Here is a 17,293-nt window from a genome sequence, read left to right on the forward strand (position 1 = left end):
CGAAGAGGGCGTGGCACTCGACCAGGCCAGGCCAGAATCGGGATCGGGGGGTTCCGTAAAGCGATTGCTTCGCTACGCTCGCAATGACGGGACAAAGACGACGTCATTGCGAGGCGCAACGCGACGAAGCAATCTGCATCCACGGCCACCTGATCCAGGCGTCGAGTGACCCACCGACGATTGCCACGGTCCCTTCGGGGCCTCGCAATGAGGGGCAACATGGCCCGAAGGCGGGCCCGGCAATACGCGGCTGGGGCGCTTGCGTGATAGCATTCCGGGTTTGACCCCAACGCTCACCGGAACCGCATGAAAAGCGCCGACATTCGCCGGAGTTTCCTCGAATTCTTTGAAGGGCATGGCCATACGATCGTGCCGTCCAGCCCGCTGGTACCGGGCAATGATCCCACGTTGCTGTTTACCAACGCGGGCATGGTGCAGTTCAAGGATGTGTTCCTCGGGCGCGAGAAGCGTCCGTATACCCGGGCAGTGTCCACGCAGCGCTGCGTGCGCGCGGGCGGCAAGCACAACGACCTCGAGAACGTCGGCTATACCGCGCGTCACCACACGTTCTTCGAGATGCTGGGCAACTTCAGCTTCGGCGACTACTTCAAGCGCGACGCGATCCACTACGCCTGGCAGTTCCTGACCGAGACCATCGGTCTGCCACCGGAAAAGCTGTGGGTCACGGTCTACGAGACCGACGACGACGCCTACAGCGTCTGGGCGAACGAGATCCAGGTGCCGGCCGAGCGCATTATCCGCATCGGCGACGACCCCGATGGCGGTTCCGACAACTTCTGGCAGATGGGCGACACCGGCCCCTGCGGCCCCTGCACCGAGGTGTTCTATGACCACGGCCCCGAGGTCGAGGGCGGCCCGCCCGGCTCCCCGGACGAGGACGGCGACCGCTATATCGAGATCTGGAATCTGGTGTTCATGCAGTACGACCGCGACGCGGACGGCACGCTGAACCCGCTGCCGCGCCCGTCGGTGGATACCGGCATGGGCCTGGAGCGCCTGGCCGCAGTACTGCAGGGCGTGCACTCCAACTACGAGATCGACCTGTTCCAGGACCTCATCGCGGCCGCCGCACGTGTGACCGGGGCGAAAGAAAGCGATTCCGCCTCGCTGCGCGTGATCGCCGACCACATCCGTTCCATCGCCTTCCTGATTACCGACGGTGTGCTGCCGTCGAACGAGGGCCGCGGCTACGTGCTGCGCCGCATCATCCGGCGCGCCGCGCGCCATGGCTTCAAGATGGGTGCGCAGGATGCCTTCCTCTACCAGATCGTCGGCGACCTGGTGCGCGCGATGGGCGAGGCCTTCCCGGAGCTGGCCGAGGCGCAGGCCCAGGTCGAGAAGGTGCTGGAGAAGGAGGAGCGCAAGTTCCTGGAGACCCTCGACAAGGGCATGAAGATCCTCGAGGACGACCTGTGCGACCTGAAAGGCACGGTGATCCCCGGCGAGACCATCTTCCTGCTCTACGACACTTACGGCTTCCCGGTGGACCTGACCGGCGATATCGCCCGCGAGCGGGGCCTGGAACTGGACATGGACGGCTTCGAGTCCGCGATGGCGGACCAGCGTGCCCGTGCCCGCGCCGCCAGTCACTTCTCCATGGACGACGGCGGCCTGCCGCAGGTTGATGCCGAGACCACATTCTCCGGCTACGAGACGGTCGACGACGAGGGTCGCGTGGTCGCGCTGTACCAGGATGGCGAGCCGGTCGAGCGACTCGAGGTCGGCGCCGAGGGCCTGGTGGTGCTGGACCGCACGCCGTTCTACGGCGAGTCCGGCGGCCAGGTGGGCGATGTCGGCACGCTCAGTGGCTCCGGCGTGCGCTTCCAGGTCGCTGATACCCGCAAGCAGGGCGCGGCGCACATCCACGTCGGCCAGGTCCGCGCCGGTACGCTGGAGGTCGGCCAGACGCTGCAGGCTGCGGTGGAAGGTCCGCGCCGCGAGAACATCCGACGCCATCACTCGGCGACCCACCTGCTGCACAAGGCCCTGCGCGATCAGCTCGGCGATCACGTGCAGCAGAAGGGTTCGCTGGTGGATCCGGAGCGCCTGCGCTTCGACTTCACCCACATGGAGCCGTTGACCGACGAGCAGCTGCGCGCCATCGAGGCCCAGGTGAACGCGGAGATCCTGGCCAACGAGGCCACCGACACCCGCGTGATGGACATCGAATCGGCGATGGAGTCCGGCGCGGTGGCGCTGTTCGGCGAGAAGTACGGCGATCAGGTCCGGGTGCTGAAGATCGGCACCTCCGTGGAGCTGTGCGGTGGTACGCATGTGGACCGCACCGGCGATATCGGGTTGTTCCGTATCACTTCCGAGGGCGGGGTGGCCGCCGGTATCCGCCGTATCGAGGCGGTGGCCGGCGAGGTGGCGCTGCGTTGGGTCGACCAGCAGCTCGGGCATCTGGATGCGATTGCCGAGCGCCTGCGTGCCGGGCGTGGCGAGGCGGCCGACAAGGTCGCCCAGCTGCAGGAGCGCTCGCGCGAACTGGAAAAGCAGATCGAACAGCTCAAGGGCAAGCTGGCCAGCCAGGCCGGCAGCGATCTGGCCTCGCAGGCGCAGGAGGTCGGCGGCGTGCAGGTGCTGGCCGCGAAGGTCGAGGGCGTGGAGCCCAAGGCCCTGCGCGACATGGTCGACCAGCTCAAGCAGAAACTCGGCAAGGCGGTTGTGGTACTGGGAACCGCGACCGGTGAGGGCAAGGTCAGCCTGGTGGCCGGCGTCACCAAGGCCGAGACCGGCCAGTTCAAGGCCGGCGACCTGGTCGGTCATGTCGCCGCGCAGGTGGACGGCAAAGGCGGCGGCCGCCCGGACATGGCGATGGCTGGTGGTCAGAGCCCGGACAAGCTGGAGGCCGCGCTGGCCTCGGTCGCCGACTGGGTACGCGAACGGGCCTGACGGTTTCCGTCACTAGCACGCCCGCCATCGCGAGGTGCGCAGCGCGGTGGCGATCTGCAGGGGTTGCCCGGCGCTGGAAGGCGGGCGGGTGCGGTGGCTTCGGATGGCGGTTGCCGCCGCCCCTGACGGGGCCTCGCAATGACGATGGGTCTTGTCATCGCGGGGCGCGTAGCGCCGCGGCGATCTCCGGGGGATAGCGCCGCCGCTGACGGGCCTCGCAACGACGGATATTTTGTTGTCTAATGGTGGCCTTTTAAGTAAACGCTAATGGATGGGGTGCGCCCTGTCCGGACGGCCGCAAGGGCCGGGCACGGAACGGAATCTTCAAATGGCGTTGCTGGTACTCAAATTTGGCGGCACCTCGGTGGGCTCGCCCGAACGCATCCAGGCGGTCGCGGAACGCGCCCTGAAACTGCGCGAGGAAGGGCACCAGCTGGTGATCGTGGTCTCCGCGATGAGCGGCGAGACCGATCGTCTGCTGGGGCTCGCCCACGCGCTGAACCCGCGGGCGGATGGCCGCGAGCTGGACGTGCTGCTGTCCACCGGCGAGCAGGTCACCATCGCGCTGCTGGCGATGGCGCTGGAGGCGCGCGGCTGCGACGCGCGCTCCTACACCGGCGCGCAGGTGACCATCCGCACCGACAGCGCGCACAACAAGGCCCGCATCCGCAGCATTGACGATGCCCGCGTGCGGGGCGACCTGGACGCCGGGCGCGTGGTGGTCGTGGCCGGTTTCCAGGGCGTGGACGAACACGGTGCGATCACCACCCTGGGCCGGGGTGGCTCGGATACAACCGCGGTCGCGCTGGCCGCGGCGCTCAAGGCCGACGAGTGCCGCATCTACACGGATGTCGACGGCGTCTACACCACCGATCCGCGCCTGGTCCCGAATGCCCGCCGGTTGCACAGCATCACCTTCGAGGAGATGCTGGAGATGGCAAGCCTCGGTTCCAAGGTGTTGCAGATCCGGGCGGTGGAATTCGCCGGCAAGTACAACGTCCCGTTACGAGTGCTGTCCTCGTTCGAGGAAGGACCGGGGACCCTGATTACCACGGAGGAGGATGCGCAGGTGGAACAGGCGCTGGTTGCGGGTATCGCGTTCAATCAGAACGAGGCCCAGCTGACGATTCAGGGCGTCCCCGATCAGCCGGGGGTCGCGCATCGCATCCTCGGTCCGATCGCGGAGGCCAATATCGAGGTGGACATGATCGTGCAGAACGTGGGCGCGGATCAGACCACCGACTTCACCTTTACGGTTCATCGCAACGACTACGACAAGGCCCTGGAGATCCTGCAGGCGGCGGCCAGGGACCTCAACGCTCGGGAGGTCGCCGGCGACACCCACATCGTGAAGATCTCGGTGGTGGGCGTCGGTATGCGCTCGCACGCCGGCATTGCCAGCAAGATGTTCGAGGCCTTGTCGCGCGAAACCATCAACATCCGGATGATCTCCACCTCGGAAATCAAGATCTCCGTGGTGGTGGATGAGAAGTACCTCGAACTTGCGGTACGTGCATTGCACGATGCATTTGAACTCGAACACGACCCTGCCGGTCAACAGGAGGACGGTTAAGGATGACAGACCGTAAAACGGTTACCGGACGACCGACTCCGTCCGACACAGGCACTGCGGAGAAGAGCATGCTCATTTTGACTCGACGTGTGGGCGAGACCCTCATGATCGGCGAGGATGTGTCCGTCACCGTCCTGGGGGTCAAGGGCAATCAAGTCCGCATCGGCATCAACGCACCTCAGGACGTCGCGGTTCATCGCGAGGAGATCTTTCAGCGCATCCAGCGCGAATCGAACGTCGCCGGCGGTGACGGCGGCGGGGAGAACTCCGGTGGCGGTGGTAGTACCGGGGCCGGGGGTGTGGCCGCAGGCGCACGCGACGACTGAACCCTCGGCAGGCAATGTCAGGGCCCGGAGGCGGATCACCGCCTGCGGGCCTTTCATTTGGCCGCCCAAGAACGTATCCTGTGCCGCGTTTCCGGAGAGTTGGCCGAGCGGTCGAAGGCGCTCCCCTGCTAAGGGAGTATGGGTCAAAAGCCCATCGAGGGTTCGAATCCCTCACTCTCCGCCAAATCCTGTGAAGGGGCCCAAGTGGCTCCTTTCGCACGTCTGGCCCCAGCATTTCCGGGATTCGAACCCGAGATATGAGAACGATGGTTCGACCGGTGGCGCGTAGCGACACCGGAACGCCGCAGCGCAGCGAAGGCGGCCCGAAGGGCGACCGGCGCAGCCGGGCGTAATCCTCACTCTCCGCCAAATCCTGTGAAGGGGCCCAAGTGGCTCCTTTCGCACGTCTGGCCCCAACATTTCCGGGATTCGAACCCGAGATATAGAACGATGGTTCGACCATTGGCGCCCTGCGGCGCCAGCATGCCGGAGGGCGGGCGGCGGAGCCGGCCGTCACCCCCTTACTCTCTATATTCCCCGGCGACGAGGTCCGCGCGGCGCTGTTCGCATTTCGACTGCGGGGGTATCCCTTCGGTCCGGGTTCAGGAGGGGGCGGGGCGGCCGAGATCGAGGCGGGGCCAGTCGCGCGGCAGGGATTCCGGGGCGTGGGTCACGAGCAGGCACTGGCGCTGGTTCAGCCACGGGCCGATGCGGGACAGTACGCGCTCGAGGGTCCTCGGGTCGAGGCCGGCGAAGGGTTCATCGAGCAGGACGACGGGACGGTCCTGAAGGAGGATCGCCGCCAGGGCGAGCCGGCGCCGCTGGCCGCCGGAGAGGTACGAGCCAGCTTCGCCGATGCGGTAGTCCAGACCTTCTTCCGTGCCACGCACGGCGTTCGCCAGATCCACCTGCTCCAGAGCCTCCCACAGGGCCGCATCGCTGAGATATGTGTGACGCGGCTCCAGGATGTCGCGGAGGGTGGTGTCCGGCAGTTGCAGCCCCTGAGGCAGGTAGCTGAGATGGCGGTACCGGGTGTCGGCCGAGATTCGATCGAGATCGTCGCCGCCAAGCGCGATGCGCCCGGTCAGGGGCGGCAGTTCACCGGCGAGGGTGTCCAGCAGCGTGCTCTTGCCGCGCCCGCTGGCCCCGCTGATCACCAGTGGACGGCCACGCGCGGGGGCGAGGTCCAGGGGGCCGAGCAGCGGGCGTTCGCGGTGAAAGCCGATGGTCAGGCCGTGGGCCTGCAGCACGGGGGCGTGGTCGGCAGGGGCCGGGCGTGCGGCCCCTGCCGGGGCCTGCCCGGCTGCTTCGAGATGCTGCACGCGCCCGGCGGCCTTCAGGCTCTCGCCGGCACGCCACCACGCCCCGGGCAGGCTGCCGAGGACCTCGCCCAATCCCAGGGTCATCAGCGGCAGCAGTACCGCCACAGGCGCGCTCAGGGTCCCGTCGCGGTACCAGCCCAGGGCGAGAACCAGCATCAGCAGCGCGGATGCGCCGACCACGGCCTGCACGGCCTGTTCGGACCCGACGCCGAACGCCTCCTGGGCGCGTTGCTGGCGCGCGTAGGTCGCGTTCTCGCGGCGCAGCGAGGCCTCGTGTCCGCGCGCGCGGTCGTAGGCCAGAAGCTCGGCCAGGCCGCCAATGTAGTCGAACAGCCCGATGCGTTCGCGCGCCCGGGCCTGCACCAGCGCGTGGCTGCGGCGCTGCCCGGCCAGTGCAAGCAGCGCGGAGACGGCAAGTGTTGCAAGACCGGAGACGGCGAGCACGGCCGCGGCGGGCCAGGGCGCCAGCCAGATGGCGATGACCAGCGTGACCACGAGGCTGATGGCCGCGGCGACCATCGGTCCGACCACCCGCAGGGGCATCCCATCGAGGGTGTCGATGTCGCTGGTCAGGCGGGTCTGCAGGTCGCCACTGCGGTAGGCGCGAACGCGTGCCATGGGCAGTGCGGCGAGCCCGCGGAAGCTGTGGCCGCGCAGATCGGCCAGGCTGCGCAGCACCGCCTCGTGACTGACCAGACGCTCGAAATAGCGTGCCAGGGTGCGGCTGATCGCGGCGGTACGGATGCCACCGGACGGTACGTAGAGGTCCAGGGTGGCCAGAAGTCCGGCGCCGGCCAGCGCGGTCGCGGTGATAAACCAGCCGGACAGCGCCAGCAGGGCGATCCCGGCGATCCAGGTCAATGCCAGCAGGCCCCAGGCGCCCCAGTACCAGACGCGGCGCCGGCGGAAGACGCGGTGCAGAAAGGCGAGGTTGGCGCGGGTTTCGTCACGCATGGGGTGTCTCCGGCGTGACCGGCGCCAGCTCCAGCTGTTGCGGGCAGCGCCGGTGGATGGCGGCATGATGGCTCGCGATCACCAGCGTCAGGCCACGGGTGTCGGCCAGCCGGAACAGCGTGTCCAGGAGTGCCTCTTCGGTCTCCACGTCGAGCGCGCTGGTGGGTTCGTCGAGCAGCCAGAGGCGGTGCCCGGAGAGCAGTGCGCGCGCGACGGCGACCCGCTGGGCCTGGCCGCCGGAGAGGCCGTGCCGGGCCTCGCCGATGGCGGTGTCCAGGCCGTCGGGGAGCTCGGGCGCGTCGAGGGGTAACCCGGCCTGTTCCAGTGCCGTGGCCATCTCTGCATCGGGGATCATTGCGTGGCGGGCCAGCTGCAGGTTTTCGCGCAGGCTGCCGTGGAACAGATGGGCATCCTGGTCGATCCAGGCGAAATGGCGGGCCCGGGTATGGCGTTGAATGCGGCCCTCGGTGGGGGGCAGAAAGCCGGCACATACCGCCAGAAGGGTGGATTTTCCGCTGCCACTGGGGCCGGTCAGTGCGAGATGCGCCCCCGCTTGAATCTCGAGGTCGAGATGCTTGAGGACCGGTGTGCGCTGACCCGGGTAGTGCACCATCACATCCTCGAGTTTCAGCAAGGGGTCGGTCTCGTCCCCGCCGGTGACCTCGGTGACCGCGGCTGAAGCCTCGGCCCCGTTGGGCGAAGCAAGCGCGGGAGCGAGGCTCTCGGCGGCGGCCAGCGCACCGGCGCGGTCATGGTAGCTCTGGGCGAACTGGCGCAGGGGCAGGAAATACTCCGGCGCCAGCAGCAGGATGAACAACCCGGTGAACAGGGTGATGTCCCCGGCCGGGCCATAGTCGATGGCGCCGAACAGGGCGAAGCCGATGTAGATCGCGACCATGCCGATCGCGACCGCGCTGAAGAACTCCATGATCGCCGAGGACAGGAATGCGACCCGGAGGGTGCGCATGGTCAGGCGGCGTTGCTGGTGGCTGCGCTCGACGACCTCGATCTCGGTGGCCGTGATGGCGCGGGCCCGGCGCAGCCAGTCCAGGCTGCGGATGCGGTCGAGGAAGTGCCCCGCCAGACGGTTGGCCTCCTCTTGCTGACGCCGGTGGATCTGTTCCGCACCCATGCCGACGATCGCCATGAACGCCGGAATCAGCGGGGCGGCGAGCAGCAACAGCAGGGCGGCGAGCCAGTCCAGCCAGAAGGCCGCGGCCAGAATGGCCAGTGGCGTCAGGATGACCGCCTGGCGGGCCGGCAGGTAACGCGCATAGTAGCCGGTCAGGTCATCCACCCGCGTCTGGAACTGCTCCGCCCAGGCGCCCGCGGTCGTCTGTCCGGCCAGGCGCGCGGGCCCGGCATGCCGGACCTGTTGCAGGAGATCGGTGCGCAGCTGCTGCTTGACCGCAAAGGCGAGGCGGTGTCCCGCCAGGTCGCGCAGGGCCTGGGCGGCATAGCGCAGACCGAGCAAGGCGAGGCCGCCCAGCAGGATGCCCGGCAGGTACGGGGGGGCGGCGGCGAACAGCGTGCCGTGCACCGCCCAGGCCACGAGCCCCGCCAGCGCAATGGTCGCCAGCGTGGCCACCAGCGTGCTGGCGGCACTGAGCACCAGCCAGTGGCGGTGTGGCCGTTGCCGTGCGCGCAGCCATGGCCCCGGCGCGGCACGGTGGTCCGGCGGCGGGGCGCCTGTTTCGCCCGGTTGCGGCATTGACTAGCGCAGGTAGCGCCCGCGCAGCATGTTGAAGTACAGCGGCTTGATCATATGCACCTTCAGGCGCCACCACATCCAGCTGGGTTCCCCCTGGTCGAGGAAGCTGAAGGTCGGCACCTCCTGCAGGGTGTAATCGAATTCCACCAGTGCGGCCTTGCCCACTTCGGTGATCAGCGGGCAGGAGGTGTAGCCGTCGAACTGCCGCGACGGTTCGCGATCCTGGATCACGTCCACCAGGTTGTCCGGCATCACCGCGCCATGCGAGCGCACGGTGGAGGCGGTCTTGCCGATCGCGGTCGCGACGACGTCGCCGGCGCCGAAGATGTTCGGGTAATCCGTATGCTGCAGCGTGCGGTCATCCACCGCCAGCCAGCCTCCGGCCGCCAGAGGACCGTCCTCCACCGCCAGCCCGGCGTCACGCACAAAGTCGTGCGCGCGCATCGGCGGAGTCACGTGGAGATAGTCGTAGTCCACCGTCTCGCGCCCGCCGTCGCGGGTCTCGAACTGGGCCTGGCGGGCGTCGACATCCACCGCCACCAGGGCACCTCCGTCGTTCACGCTCACGCCGCGTTCCGCATACAGGTCGCGCACCATGCGGTCAAAGCGCTGCACGCTGAACAGGGTGTCCGACCCCGTGTGGTAGTGGAAATCGGCCCCGGCGCGCTGACCGGCCGAGCGCAGCAGGTCATCGGCGATGAAGGTCGCCTTGATCGGCGCCCCGGCACACTTGATCGGCGTATTGGGGATGGTAAACCGCGCCACCCCGCCGTTCTCGCCGAACGCATGGATCTGTTCGTAGGCATCGCGCGCGGCCTCGGCGCTGGCATACAGGCTGGTCAGGCCGGGACGCCCGATATCCCCGCGGCGCAACCCTTCGATGGCTTCAAAGTCCAGGTGCAGCCCGGTGGCGACCACCAGGAAGTCGTAGTCGAGCCGGTCGCCGTCGGTGGTCTCGACCCGTTGCGATGCGGGATCGATGGCCGCCACCGCGGAGCGCACCCAGTCGACGCCGCGCGGGATATAGCGTTCATTGCGGCGCTGGACCTCGCCCACGGAATAAACGCCCGCGGCCACCAGAGTCCAGCCGGGCTGGTAATGATGGATCTCGCTGGGCTCGACGATGGTGATGCGTGCGCCGTCAAGCAGGTCGCGCAGGCGGGCGGCCATGGTCATGCCGGCGGCCCCGCCACCGAGCACCACGATGCGCGCCTGGCTGGAGACCGCCGCGCGGGCCGGGGCGGCCTGCACGCCAGTCGCCGACATCAGGCCGGCGGCACCGGCGATCTTCAGGAAATCGCGCCGGGACAGTCCTCGCAAGGTCTCCCGGGCCTGCCGGGCCAGGGCCTGGTCAATCTCGGGGTGCTTCGGGTCTTCGGGCTGATGCATGGCTCTCTCCGCGTATCCGTCTGCCGCTCCGGGGACCGGGCGGGCCAGTTCTGAGGGTCGCGCCGTCTGCCGGGCGCTTCGTGTGACGGAATGCTTACAAGTTGCATGCCAACACCGGCAGACCGCCCCGTCGGGGCCTGGGCGCCCGTGCTGGTGGTGACGGCCTGCCATAAATGGCAGTCATCTGCGGTCTGGCTGCCAAAACTGGCAAACCCGGGGCGGCATTGGCGGGCGTTGGCCAGGCGCCAAGACACGGACCAGTCGCCTGCAGCGCGCCGCCGGGGTCCGGACCGGAAGTCTGGCACGGTACTTGTTAGGGGTTCATCGATACGTCATCCCGGCGTGCCCCTGATAACGGAGGAAAGGCCATGGAGCTCGACCCCATACTACTCTCGCGAATCCAGTTCGCGTTCGTGGTTTCGTTTCACGCGATCTTCCCGGTGTTCACGATCGGGCTCGCTTCGTTTATCGCGTTTCTGGAATTCCGCGCCTGGAAGACCGGCGACACGATCTATACCCAGATCTCGAAGTTCTGGATCAAGATCTTCGCGGTGGTCTTCGGTATGGGCGTGGTCTCCGGCCTGGTGATGTCGTTCCAGTTCGGGACCAACTGGAGTGCGTTCTCCTATGCCACGGCCAATTTCCTCGGGCCGGTGCTGTCCTACGAGGTGCTCACCGCATTCTTCCTGGAGGCGGCGTTCCTGGGCGTGCTGCTGTTCGGGCGTGACCGGGTGCCGCAGGGCGTGCACCTGTTCTCGGCCCTGATGGTCGCGCTGGGCACCTTCATCTCGTCGTTCTGGATCCTGGTGGCCAACAGCTGGATGCAGACACCGGTCGGCTTCGAGCTGCAGGACGGGGTGTTCCATGTCACGTCCTGGATCACGGCGATCTTCAACCCGAGTTTCTGGCCGCGCTTCTTCCACATGGGGCTGGCCTCGCTGCTCACCGCCGGCTTCGTGGTCGCCGGGGTCTCCGCCTGGTACCTGCTGCGCCAGCGCGACGTGGTGATGAACCGCAAGGCCCTTGGCACCACCATGTGGGTGCTGCTGTTCGCGGCACCGGCGCAGCTGGTGGTCGGTGATATCCACGGCCTCAACACCTTCGAGCATCAGCCGACCAAGGTGGCGGCGATGGAAGGCGTGTGGGAGACCGAGCGCGGGGCGCCGCTGCTCTTGTTCGCGATCCCGGACTCGGCCAACGAGACCAATCACTTCGAGATCGGTATCCCGAAGATGGCGAGCTTCATCCTCACCCACGACCTCGACGGTGAAGTGCCCGGTCTGCTGGAGGTTCCGGCCGAGGAACGTCCGCCGGTGGGCATCACCTTCTGGTCGTTCCGCATCATGGTCACGATTGGCATGGTGATGATCCTGTTCGCGCTGGCGGGCGCCTGGCTGCGCTTCCGCCGCCGGATGTACGCCTCCCCGATGTTCCTCAGGGGACTGTCCTGGATGATCCCGGCGCCGTTCCTCGCGGTGGTCGCGGGCTGGTTCGTGACCGAGACCGGCCGCGCGCCCTGGCTGGTCTACGGCGTGATGAATCATGCCGAGGGCATTACCCCGGCCCTGACCGGTGGCATGGCCCTGTTCACCCTGATCGGCTATGTGGCGGTCTACGCCGCGGTGTTCACCGGGGGCGTCTACTACCTGGTGCGCATCGTGCGCCAGGGCCCGGAACAGGCCGATGCCACGCATGCGCCGGCGCACGCCAAGCGCCCGCTGTCGGCCGCCGATACCTGGATCGATGACGCCGCGGTCAGCGGTGAAAGGAGCTAAGTCATGGAAACCACACTTGATATCACACTGATCTGGGTCGTCATCATCGCCGTGGGCGTGATCGCCTACGTGCTGATGGACGGGTTCGACCTCGGGGTGGGGATCCTCTTCCCCTTTGCCCCGGGGGAGACCTCGCGCGACGTGATGATGAACTCGGTCGCCCCGGTTTGGGACGGCAACGAGACCTGGCTGATCCTCGGCGGGGCCGGGCTGCTGGCCGCCTTCCCGCTGGTCTACTCGGTGTTCCTGCCGGCGCTTTATATCGGGGTATTCCTGATGCTGGCCGGACTGATTTTCCGCGGTGTCGCGTTCGAGTTCCGCTTCAAGGCGCATCGCTCCAAGGGGCTGTGGAATGCGGCGTTCGCGATCGGCTCGGCGGTGGCGGCCTTCGCCCAGGGCGCGGTCGTGGGTGCCTACATCCAGGGCTTCGAGATGGACGGGTTCAGTTTCGCCGGCGGACCGCTGGACTGGCTGACGCCGTTCACCGTGCTCACCGGGATCGGACTGCTGGCGGGCTATGCCCTGCTGGGCGCCACCTGGCTGATCGTCAAGACCGAGGGTGATACTCAGGCCTTTGCCTATCGGGTGGCGCCGTGGATGCTGGCGGTCGTGCTGCTGGTGTTCGGCGCGGTGAGTCTCATCACGCCGTTTATCGATCCGAAGGTCATGGAACGCTGGATGGGGACCTGGCAGTACCTCTGGGTGCTCCCGGCGCTGGCGCTGTTCTCCGCCTGGGTGCTGATTCGTGCGGTGCGCCGCCGTGACGAGGGGATCCCGTTCGTCGCCACGATTGCCCTGTTCATCACCACCTATCTCGGGTTGCTGGTGAGCAAGTGGCCGTACGTGGTGCCGCCGGACTACACCTTCTGGGATGCGGCCTCCTCGCCGGATGCGCAGCTGTTCATCCTGGTGGGGGCGCTGTTCGTGATCCCGATCATCCTGGGTTACACCGCGTGGACCTACTGGGTCTTCCGCGGGAAGGTGACCCCGGAGACCGGCTATCACTAGGCGGGATCGCCCATCGGTTGTCACAGGGCCTTTCCGGAATGTCCGAGTCCGCCATTCAGGGCATCGAGCCACGCGTCTGCAGGAAGTCGGCGCCGTGGCACGACCCGAATGGCGGACCTTCCTCTCACGAGCTGCATACGGGGGTGATGGCATGCCGTTGAACATCGCTCGTCTGAACGTGTCTATCGGGCAGCGTGACGGCGTCGGTTCCGGTGTCGGATACGCCTTCCAGGACCCCTTTGTGCGAGGCGACGTGACGAGCATCCCGAAGAAGGAAACGACGAGCATCCCGGAGAAGGAAACGGCCTCCCTGGATCCCGATGCCGGGACCCTGCGTCAGGTGCTGGATGTATTCCGTGAACCGGCCATCCTGCTGTCCCCGGACTACCGCATCCTGGCGGCCAATGGCGCCTACCAGCGCATCTACGGGACCGACCGCGATGGCTCCGGCCGCACCTGCTTCGAGGCCTCGCACGGGTTCCGGCGCCCCTGTGACGAGGCGGGGGAGTCCTGTCCCCTGCGGGCGGCCCTGGGCAGTGGTCACAGGGAGCGCGTGCTGCACGTGCATCACACCGAGGCCGGGCGCGAGCACGTGGACGTCGAGTTGCTGCCGATCCGGGGCGAGGGCGGGGAGATCCGCTACCTGATCGAACGGCTGCACCACCTGCCGGTATCGGCACCGCAGGCGGGCAGTGGCGGGCTGGTCGGTCGCTCGAAGGCCTTCAATGCCATGCTGGGGATGATCAGCCGGGTGGCGCCGAGCAATGCCTCGGCCCTTCTGCTCGGCGAGTCCGGCACGGGCAAGGAACTGATTGCACGCGCCATTCACGAAGCGAGCCCGCGGCAGAAATTGCCGTTCGTGCCCGTGGAATGCTCCGGCCTCACCGAAACCCTGTTCGAAAGCGAGCTTTTCGGCCATGAACGGGGGGCGTTTACCGGGGCGACCTCGGCCAAGGCCGGGCTGGTGGAGGCGGCGGCCGGCGGCACCCTGTTTCTCGACGAGGTGGGGGATATACCGCTAAGCCAGCAGGTCAAGCTGCTGCGGCTGCTGGAGACCCACGCCTATCGCCGGGTCGGGGGTGTCGAGTCGCGGCGGGCGGATTTTCGCCTGGTCTGCGCGACCCACCGCGATCTCGAATCCATGGTCCGGGCCGGCGAGTTTCGCGAGGACCTCTACTACCGTATCAACACCTTCCCGATCGAGGTGCCCCCGCTGCGCGCGCGGGCCGAGGATCTCCCGTTGCTGGTAGAAGCGCTCGGCGAGCGCCTGGATCTGCCCGTGCCGCCGCGCCTCGAAGAGGAGGCCCTGAGAATCCTCAAGCAGTATTCCTTCCCCGGCAACGTGCGCGAGCTGCGCAACATCCTCGAGCGTGCGGCATTGCTGGCGGACGGCGAGGCGATCCGGCCGGAACATCTTCCGGATCGCGTGCGGGAAGGAGGGCAGTCCCCGAGCGGGGCGGAGACCGGCGGACTGGACGGGTTGCTGCATCCGCAGTCACTGCGCCCGCTGGACGAGATCGAGCGCGAATACCTGCGGCACGCGGCCGCGGTGTACCCCGGGGACCGCCGGGCGCTGGCGAAGACCCTGGGGATCAGCGAGCGCAGCTTGTACCGGCGCCTGAGCCAGCTCGAGGACGACGCCAACGAGCGGGACTGAAATCGCCCGTCCGGGCGGGCCTGGTAACGCGCCCCGCCCGGCTTGAAGCGGCGTCCGCCGCAGCGGTCGGACGCCCGGCACGGGCCCGTCACCAAGGATGGGGCTGCATGCATACCGCCAGACGAATCAGTAAATAGCGATAAACCGATACACCCGAAAGACTGGAGTCTCAGATGAAAAAGACCGCAATGACCCTCTCCCTGTCCGCCGCGCTGCTGGCCAGTCCGATGCTGGCCTCGGCCGAGCCGCTGTCGTTCGGCGAGCACCAGACCATCCGCTCGATGGCCAGTGCCGGCATCGGCCAGGCCATCGTGAACGAGATGGGGGCCGGTTCGATGGCCGTGATCAACAACCCGTCCGCGGTCTGCGGCGCCCTGGCCGGTGGGCTGGGTGCGTCGATGCTGTCGGCCGATCCGCAGGCCGGCTTCCGCATCGCCACCCTGCGCTCCGCTGACGACGCCGCGGCCGCGGTGCGCGTGACCGCGGACAAGGACGTGGCCTATCTCGCACTCGGGGGAAATCTCGCGCGTGACGAAAACGTGGCCCTGGCCCACGCCTATCTGCAGGAACTCGCGGCCTCCGAATGGGACGGCACGCTGGTGCTGCATATCTCCTCCTGGATGCAGAAGCAGGTCCAGGCCGTCGCGGAGGCAGACACGGCCGTGGCCGACTATATTCAGGGGATCAACATGGTGGCGCTCCAGCCCGACCTGGATGCGGGGCAGGCGGTGATGCTGGGTGTGAACTTCGACGGCGAGCGCTTCACGACCGAGGAGATGGGTCGCCAGGACATGCGTGAAGACCTGGTGGACTTGTTCCGTCGCATGTAGGCCCGTGGTCAGCGGGCTGGGGCAGGGGCCGTCTTGCCTGGCCCGCTTTAGTGAAAAACTATCGTTGCGTTAAGAAATAAGTAATTCACTATATTCGGGTCGACAGATAAAGTAAGACGTACATGGAGGCACGACCCCATGAACGACCCGATCAAACTTTCAAAGCAAGGAGTACATCATGGCACTGCGTTTGGGCGATACCGCACCGAATTTCCAGATTGATACCACCAAGGGCAAGATCGATTTCCACGAATGGATCGGCGACTCCTGGTGCTTCTTCTTCAGCCACCCGGCCGACTTCACCCCGGTGTGCACCACCGAGATGGGCCGCACCGCGCAACTGGCCAAGCAGTTCGCGGACCGCAACACCAAGCCGCTGGGTCTGTCGACGGATACCGTCGAGGAGCACAACAAGTGGATTGAAGACGTCAACGACACCCAGGACACCACGCTGGAGTTCCCGATCGTCGCGGATGCCGACAAGAAGATCTCGGAGCTCTACGAGATGATCCACCCGGGCGAGAGCGAGACCGCCGCCGTGCGTTCGGTCTACATCATCGACCCGAACAAGAAGATCCGTCTGATGATGACCTACCCGATGTCGGTGGGCCGCAACTTCGACGAGATCCTGCGCGTGATCGATGCGCTGCAGACCGGTGACAAGCACGGCATCGCTACCCCGGCCGACTGGACCCCGGGTGCCCGGGTGATCATCCCGCCGACGGTCAGCAACGAGGACGCGCAGAAGAAGTTCCCGCAGGGCTTCGAGGAGATCCGCTCCTACCTGCGCTACACCCAGGTCTAAGCGATCGGGCGACGATCGCACCGGCCGCTAACGCCGGAACGCTCTGGAGAGTGGAGGGCCCCGCAAAGGGGCCCTTTTTATGTTCGGGTACAGCGCCCGCTGAGGTGAATCGCTGGCCTTTTCCGGTGAGCCGGGGCTAGCCCCAACCCTGCAGGAGCGCGCTCGCGCGCGAAGCCCCCGCCAGCGCCGGTGGCGGGCAACACCTGGCGGCGCCACCCGCTCGGTTGGCGGTGGGGCCTACCGCCCCAGCCCCGTCAGACGGCTGGGTTCGAGGATCTCGATCCAGTAGCCGTCGAGGTCCTTCACGAAGGCGATGTCCTTCAGGCCGCCCTCGTCCGGGCGCTTCACGAATTCAACATTGTTCTGGTCGAACCAGCGCACGGCCGCGTCCAGATCCGGGACCGAAAAGCAGATGTGGCCGAAGCCCTGCGGCTCTTCGTTGCCGTCGTGGTAGTGGAAGCCGGCGTCCTTCTCGGTGCCGTAGTTGTAGGTCAGCTCCAGGATGCCGCGCTGGCTGAACATCCAGCGGGTTGCCTCGCCGGCGTCCTTGGGCGGCTGCGGTTCGTCCTCGCCGATCTGCGCCAGGAAGTAGAGCGTGAACTCGAACTCCGGGAAATCCAGCGTCTTCACCAGCTGCATGCCGAACACGCGCTGGTAGAAGTCCAGCGCCTTCTGCGGATCCTTCACGCGCAGCATGGTGTGGTTGAAGCGAAAGCCGGCCGTGGGATTGTCGCTCATGGTGCGTCCTTGTAGTCCGTAAGAGGGTACTCCGGAGACTGGAACACGGCGGTGCGGGTTCCCTCAAGTGCCGCCGTCACGTGTTGAGATCGAGCGGTCGGGAACGCGACTCCCCCGTCACTGCGAGGAGGCGCCGCCGACGCGGCAGTCTGTCGGGGCTATCCCGACGCCGGGGGCTGCGTCGGGCGATTGCTTCGCGGCGCTCGCAATGACCGGGTGTTGGAGCGCTCGGGCATACCCCTCTCGGTCACTGCGAGGAGGCAAAGCCGACGTGGCAGTCTGCTGGGGC

At 67.1% G+C, this 17,293-nt stretch carries 12 protein-coding genes and 1 tRNA gene; 9 read left to right on the forward strand and 4 right to left on the reverse strand.

Annotated elements, in window-relative coordinates:
* Positions 1 to 306 precede the first annotated feature (306 nt).
* From alaS to D106_RS0106585, 4 genes are all read left to right on the forward strand, one after another.
* The gene (gene alaS / locus D106_RS0106570; RefSeq protein ID WP_018879584.1) at positions 307 to 2,916 is read left to right on the forward strand and encodes an alanine--tRNA ligase; all 2,610 of its coding nucleotides are present in this window, start codon (positions 307 to 309) and stop codon (positions 2,914 to 2,916) included.
* A 328-nt stretch (positions 2,917 to 3,244) separates the two neighbouring features.
* Entirely contained in the window at positions 3,245 to 4,489 is a 1,245-nt protein-coding gene (locus D106_RS0106575; protein ID WP_018866033.1) for an aspartate kinase, read from the forward strand.
* A 68-nt stretch (positions 4,490 to 4,557) separates the two neighbouring features.
* Positions 4,558 to 4,815, forward strand: a complete 258-nt coding sequence (gene csrA, locus D106_RS0106580) for a carbon storage regulator CsrA (RefSeq protein WP_026279180.1) — start codon at positions 4,558 to 4,560, stop codon at positions 4,813 to 4,815.
* A gap of 93 nt (positions 4,816 to 4,908) precedes the next feature.
* Positions 4,909 to 4,999 (forward strand) — tRNA-Ser (locus D106_RS0106585).
* Between the two features lie 418 nt (positions 5,000 to 5,417).
* Here the strand turns inward: D106_RS0106585 and cydC are convergent.
* The 3 genes from cydC to D106_RS0106600 all read right to left on the reverse strand — a co-directional run bounded on the left by cydC (position 5,418) and on the right by D106_RS0106600 (position 10,191).
* Positions 5,418 to 7,091 (reverse strand): thiol reductant ABC exporter subunit CydC, encoded by a 1,674-nt coding sequence (gene cydC, locus D106_RS0106590; protein WP_018879585.1) that lies wholly within the window; start codon positions 7,089 to 7,091, stop codon positions 5,418 to 5,420.
* Complete coding sequence (gene cydD / locus D106_RS0106595; protein WP_026280606.1) at positions 7,084 to 8,703, reverse strand: thiol reductant ABC exporter subunit CydD; 1,620 nt, start codon at positions 8,701 to 8,703, stop codon at positions 7,084 to 7,086. The genes cydC and cydD overlap by 8 nt, the downstream gene beginning before the upstream one ends.
* Positions 8,704 to 8,805: 102 nt before the next feature.
* Positions 8,806 to 10,191, reverse strand: a complete 1,386-nt coding sequence (locus D106_RS0106600; RefSeq protein WP_018877664.1) for an NAD(P)/FAD-dependent oxidoreductase — start codon at positions 10,189 to 10,191, stop codon at positions 8,806 to 8,808.
* Positions 10,192 to 10,559: 368 nt separating this feature from the next.
* Here D106_RS0106600 and D106_RS0106605 point away from each other — a divergent pair, with 368 nt between their 5' ends.
* The 5 genes from D106_RS0106605 (at position 10,560) to D106_RS0106625 (ending at position 16,266) form a co-directional block, all read left to right on the forward strand.
* Positions 10,560 to 11,966: a cytochrome ubiquinol oxidase subunit I gene (locus D106_RS0106605; protein WP_018879587.1), complete on the forward strand. Its 1,407-nt coding sequence runs from the start codon at positions 10,560 to 10,562 to the stop codon at positions 11,964 to 11,966.
* A 3-nt stretch (positions 11,967 to 11,969) separates the two neighbouring features.
* Positions 11,970 to 12,974, forward strand: coding sequence for a cytochrome d ubiquinol oxidase subunit II (gene cydB, locus D106_RS0106610; RefSeq protein WP_018144296.1), 1,005 nt, complete (start codon positions 11,970 to 11,972; stop codon positions 12,972 to 12,974).
* A gap of 151 nt (positions 12,975 to 13,125) precedes the next feature.
* The gene (locus D106_RS0106615; RefSeq protein WP_018879588.1) at positions 13,126 to 14,631 is read left to right on the forward strand and encodes a sigma-54-dependent Fis family transcriptional regulator; all 1,506 of its coding nucleotides are present in this window, start codon (positions 13,126 to 13,128) and stop codon (positions 14,629 to 14,631) included.
* Positions 14,632 to 14,804: 173 nt separating this feature from the next.
* Positions 14,805 to 15,461: a hypothetical protein gene (locus tag D106_RS0106620; RefSeq protein ID WP_018879589.1), complete on the forward strand. Its 657-nt coding sequence runs from the start codon at positions 14,805 to 14,807 to the stop codon at positions 15,459 to 15,461.
* Positions 15,462 to 15,639: 178 nt separating this feature from the next.
* The gene (locus D106_RS0106625) at positions 15,640 to 16,266 is read left to right on the forward strand and encodes a peroxiredoxin (RefSeq protein WP_018879590.1); all 627 of its coding nucleotides are present in this window, start codon (positions 15,640 to 15,642) and stop codon (positions 16,264 to 16,266) included.
* Positions 16,267 to 16,503: 237 nt separating this feature from the next.
* Here the strand turns inward: D106_RS0106625 and gloA are convergent, their stop codons facing one another.
* A complete protein-coding gene (gloA, locus tag D106_RS0106630) occupies positions 16,504 to 17,004 on the reverse strand; it encodes a lactoylglutathione lyase (protein WP_018866043.1) in 501 nt (166 codons plus the stop codon).
* Between the last annotated feature and the right edge of the window lie 289 nt (positions 17,005 to 17,293).

Source organism: Thioalkalivibrio sp. ALE9, assembly GCF_000377445.1.
In the GTDB taxonomy this organism is placed as follows: domain Bacteria; phylum Pseudomonadota; class Gammaproteobacteria; order Ectothiorhodospirales; family Ectothiorhodospiraceae; genus Thioalkalivibrio.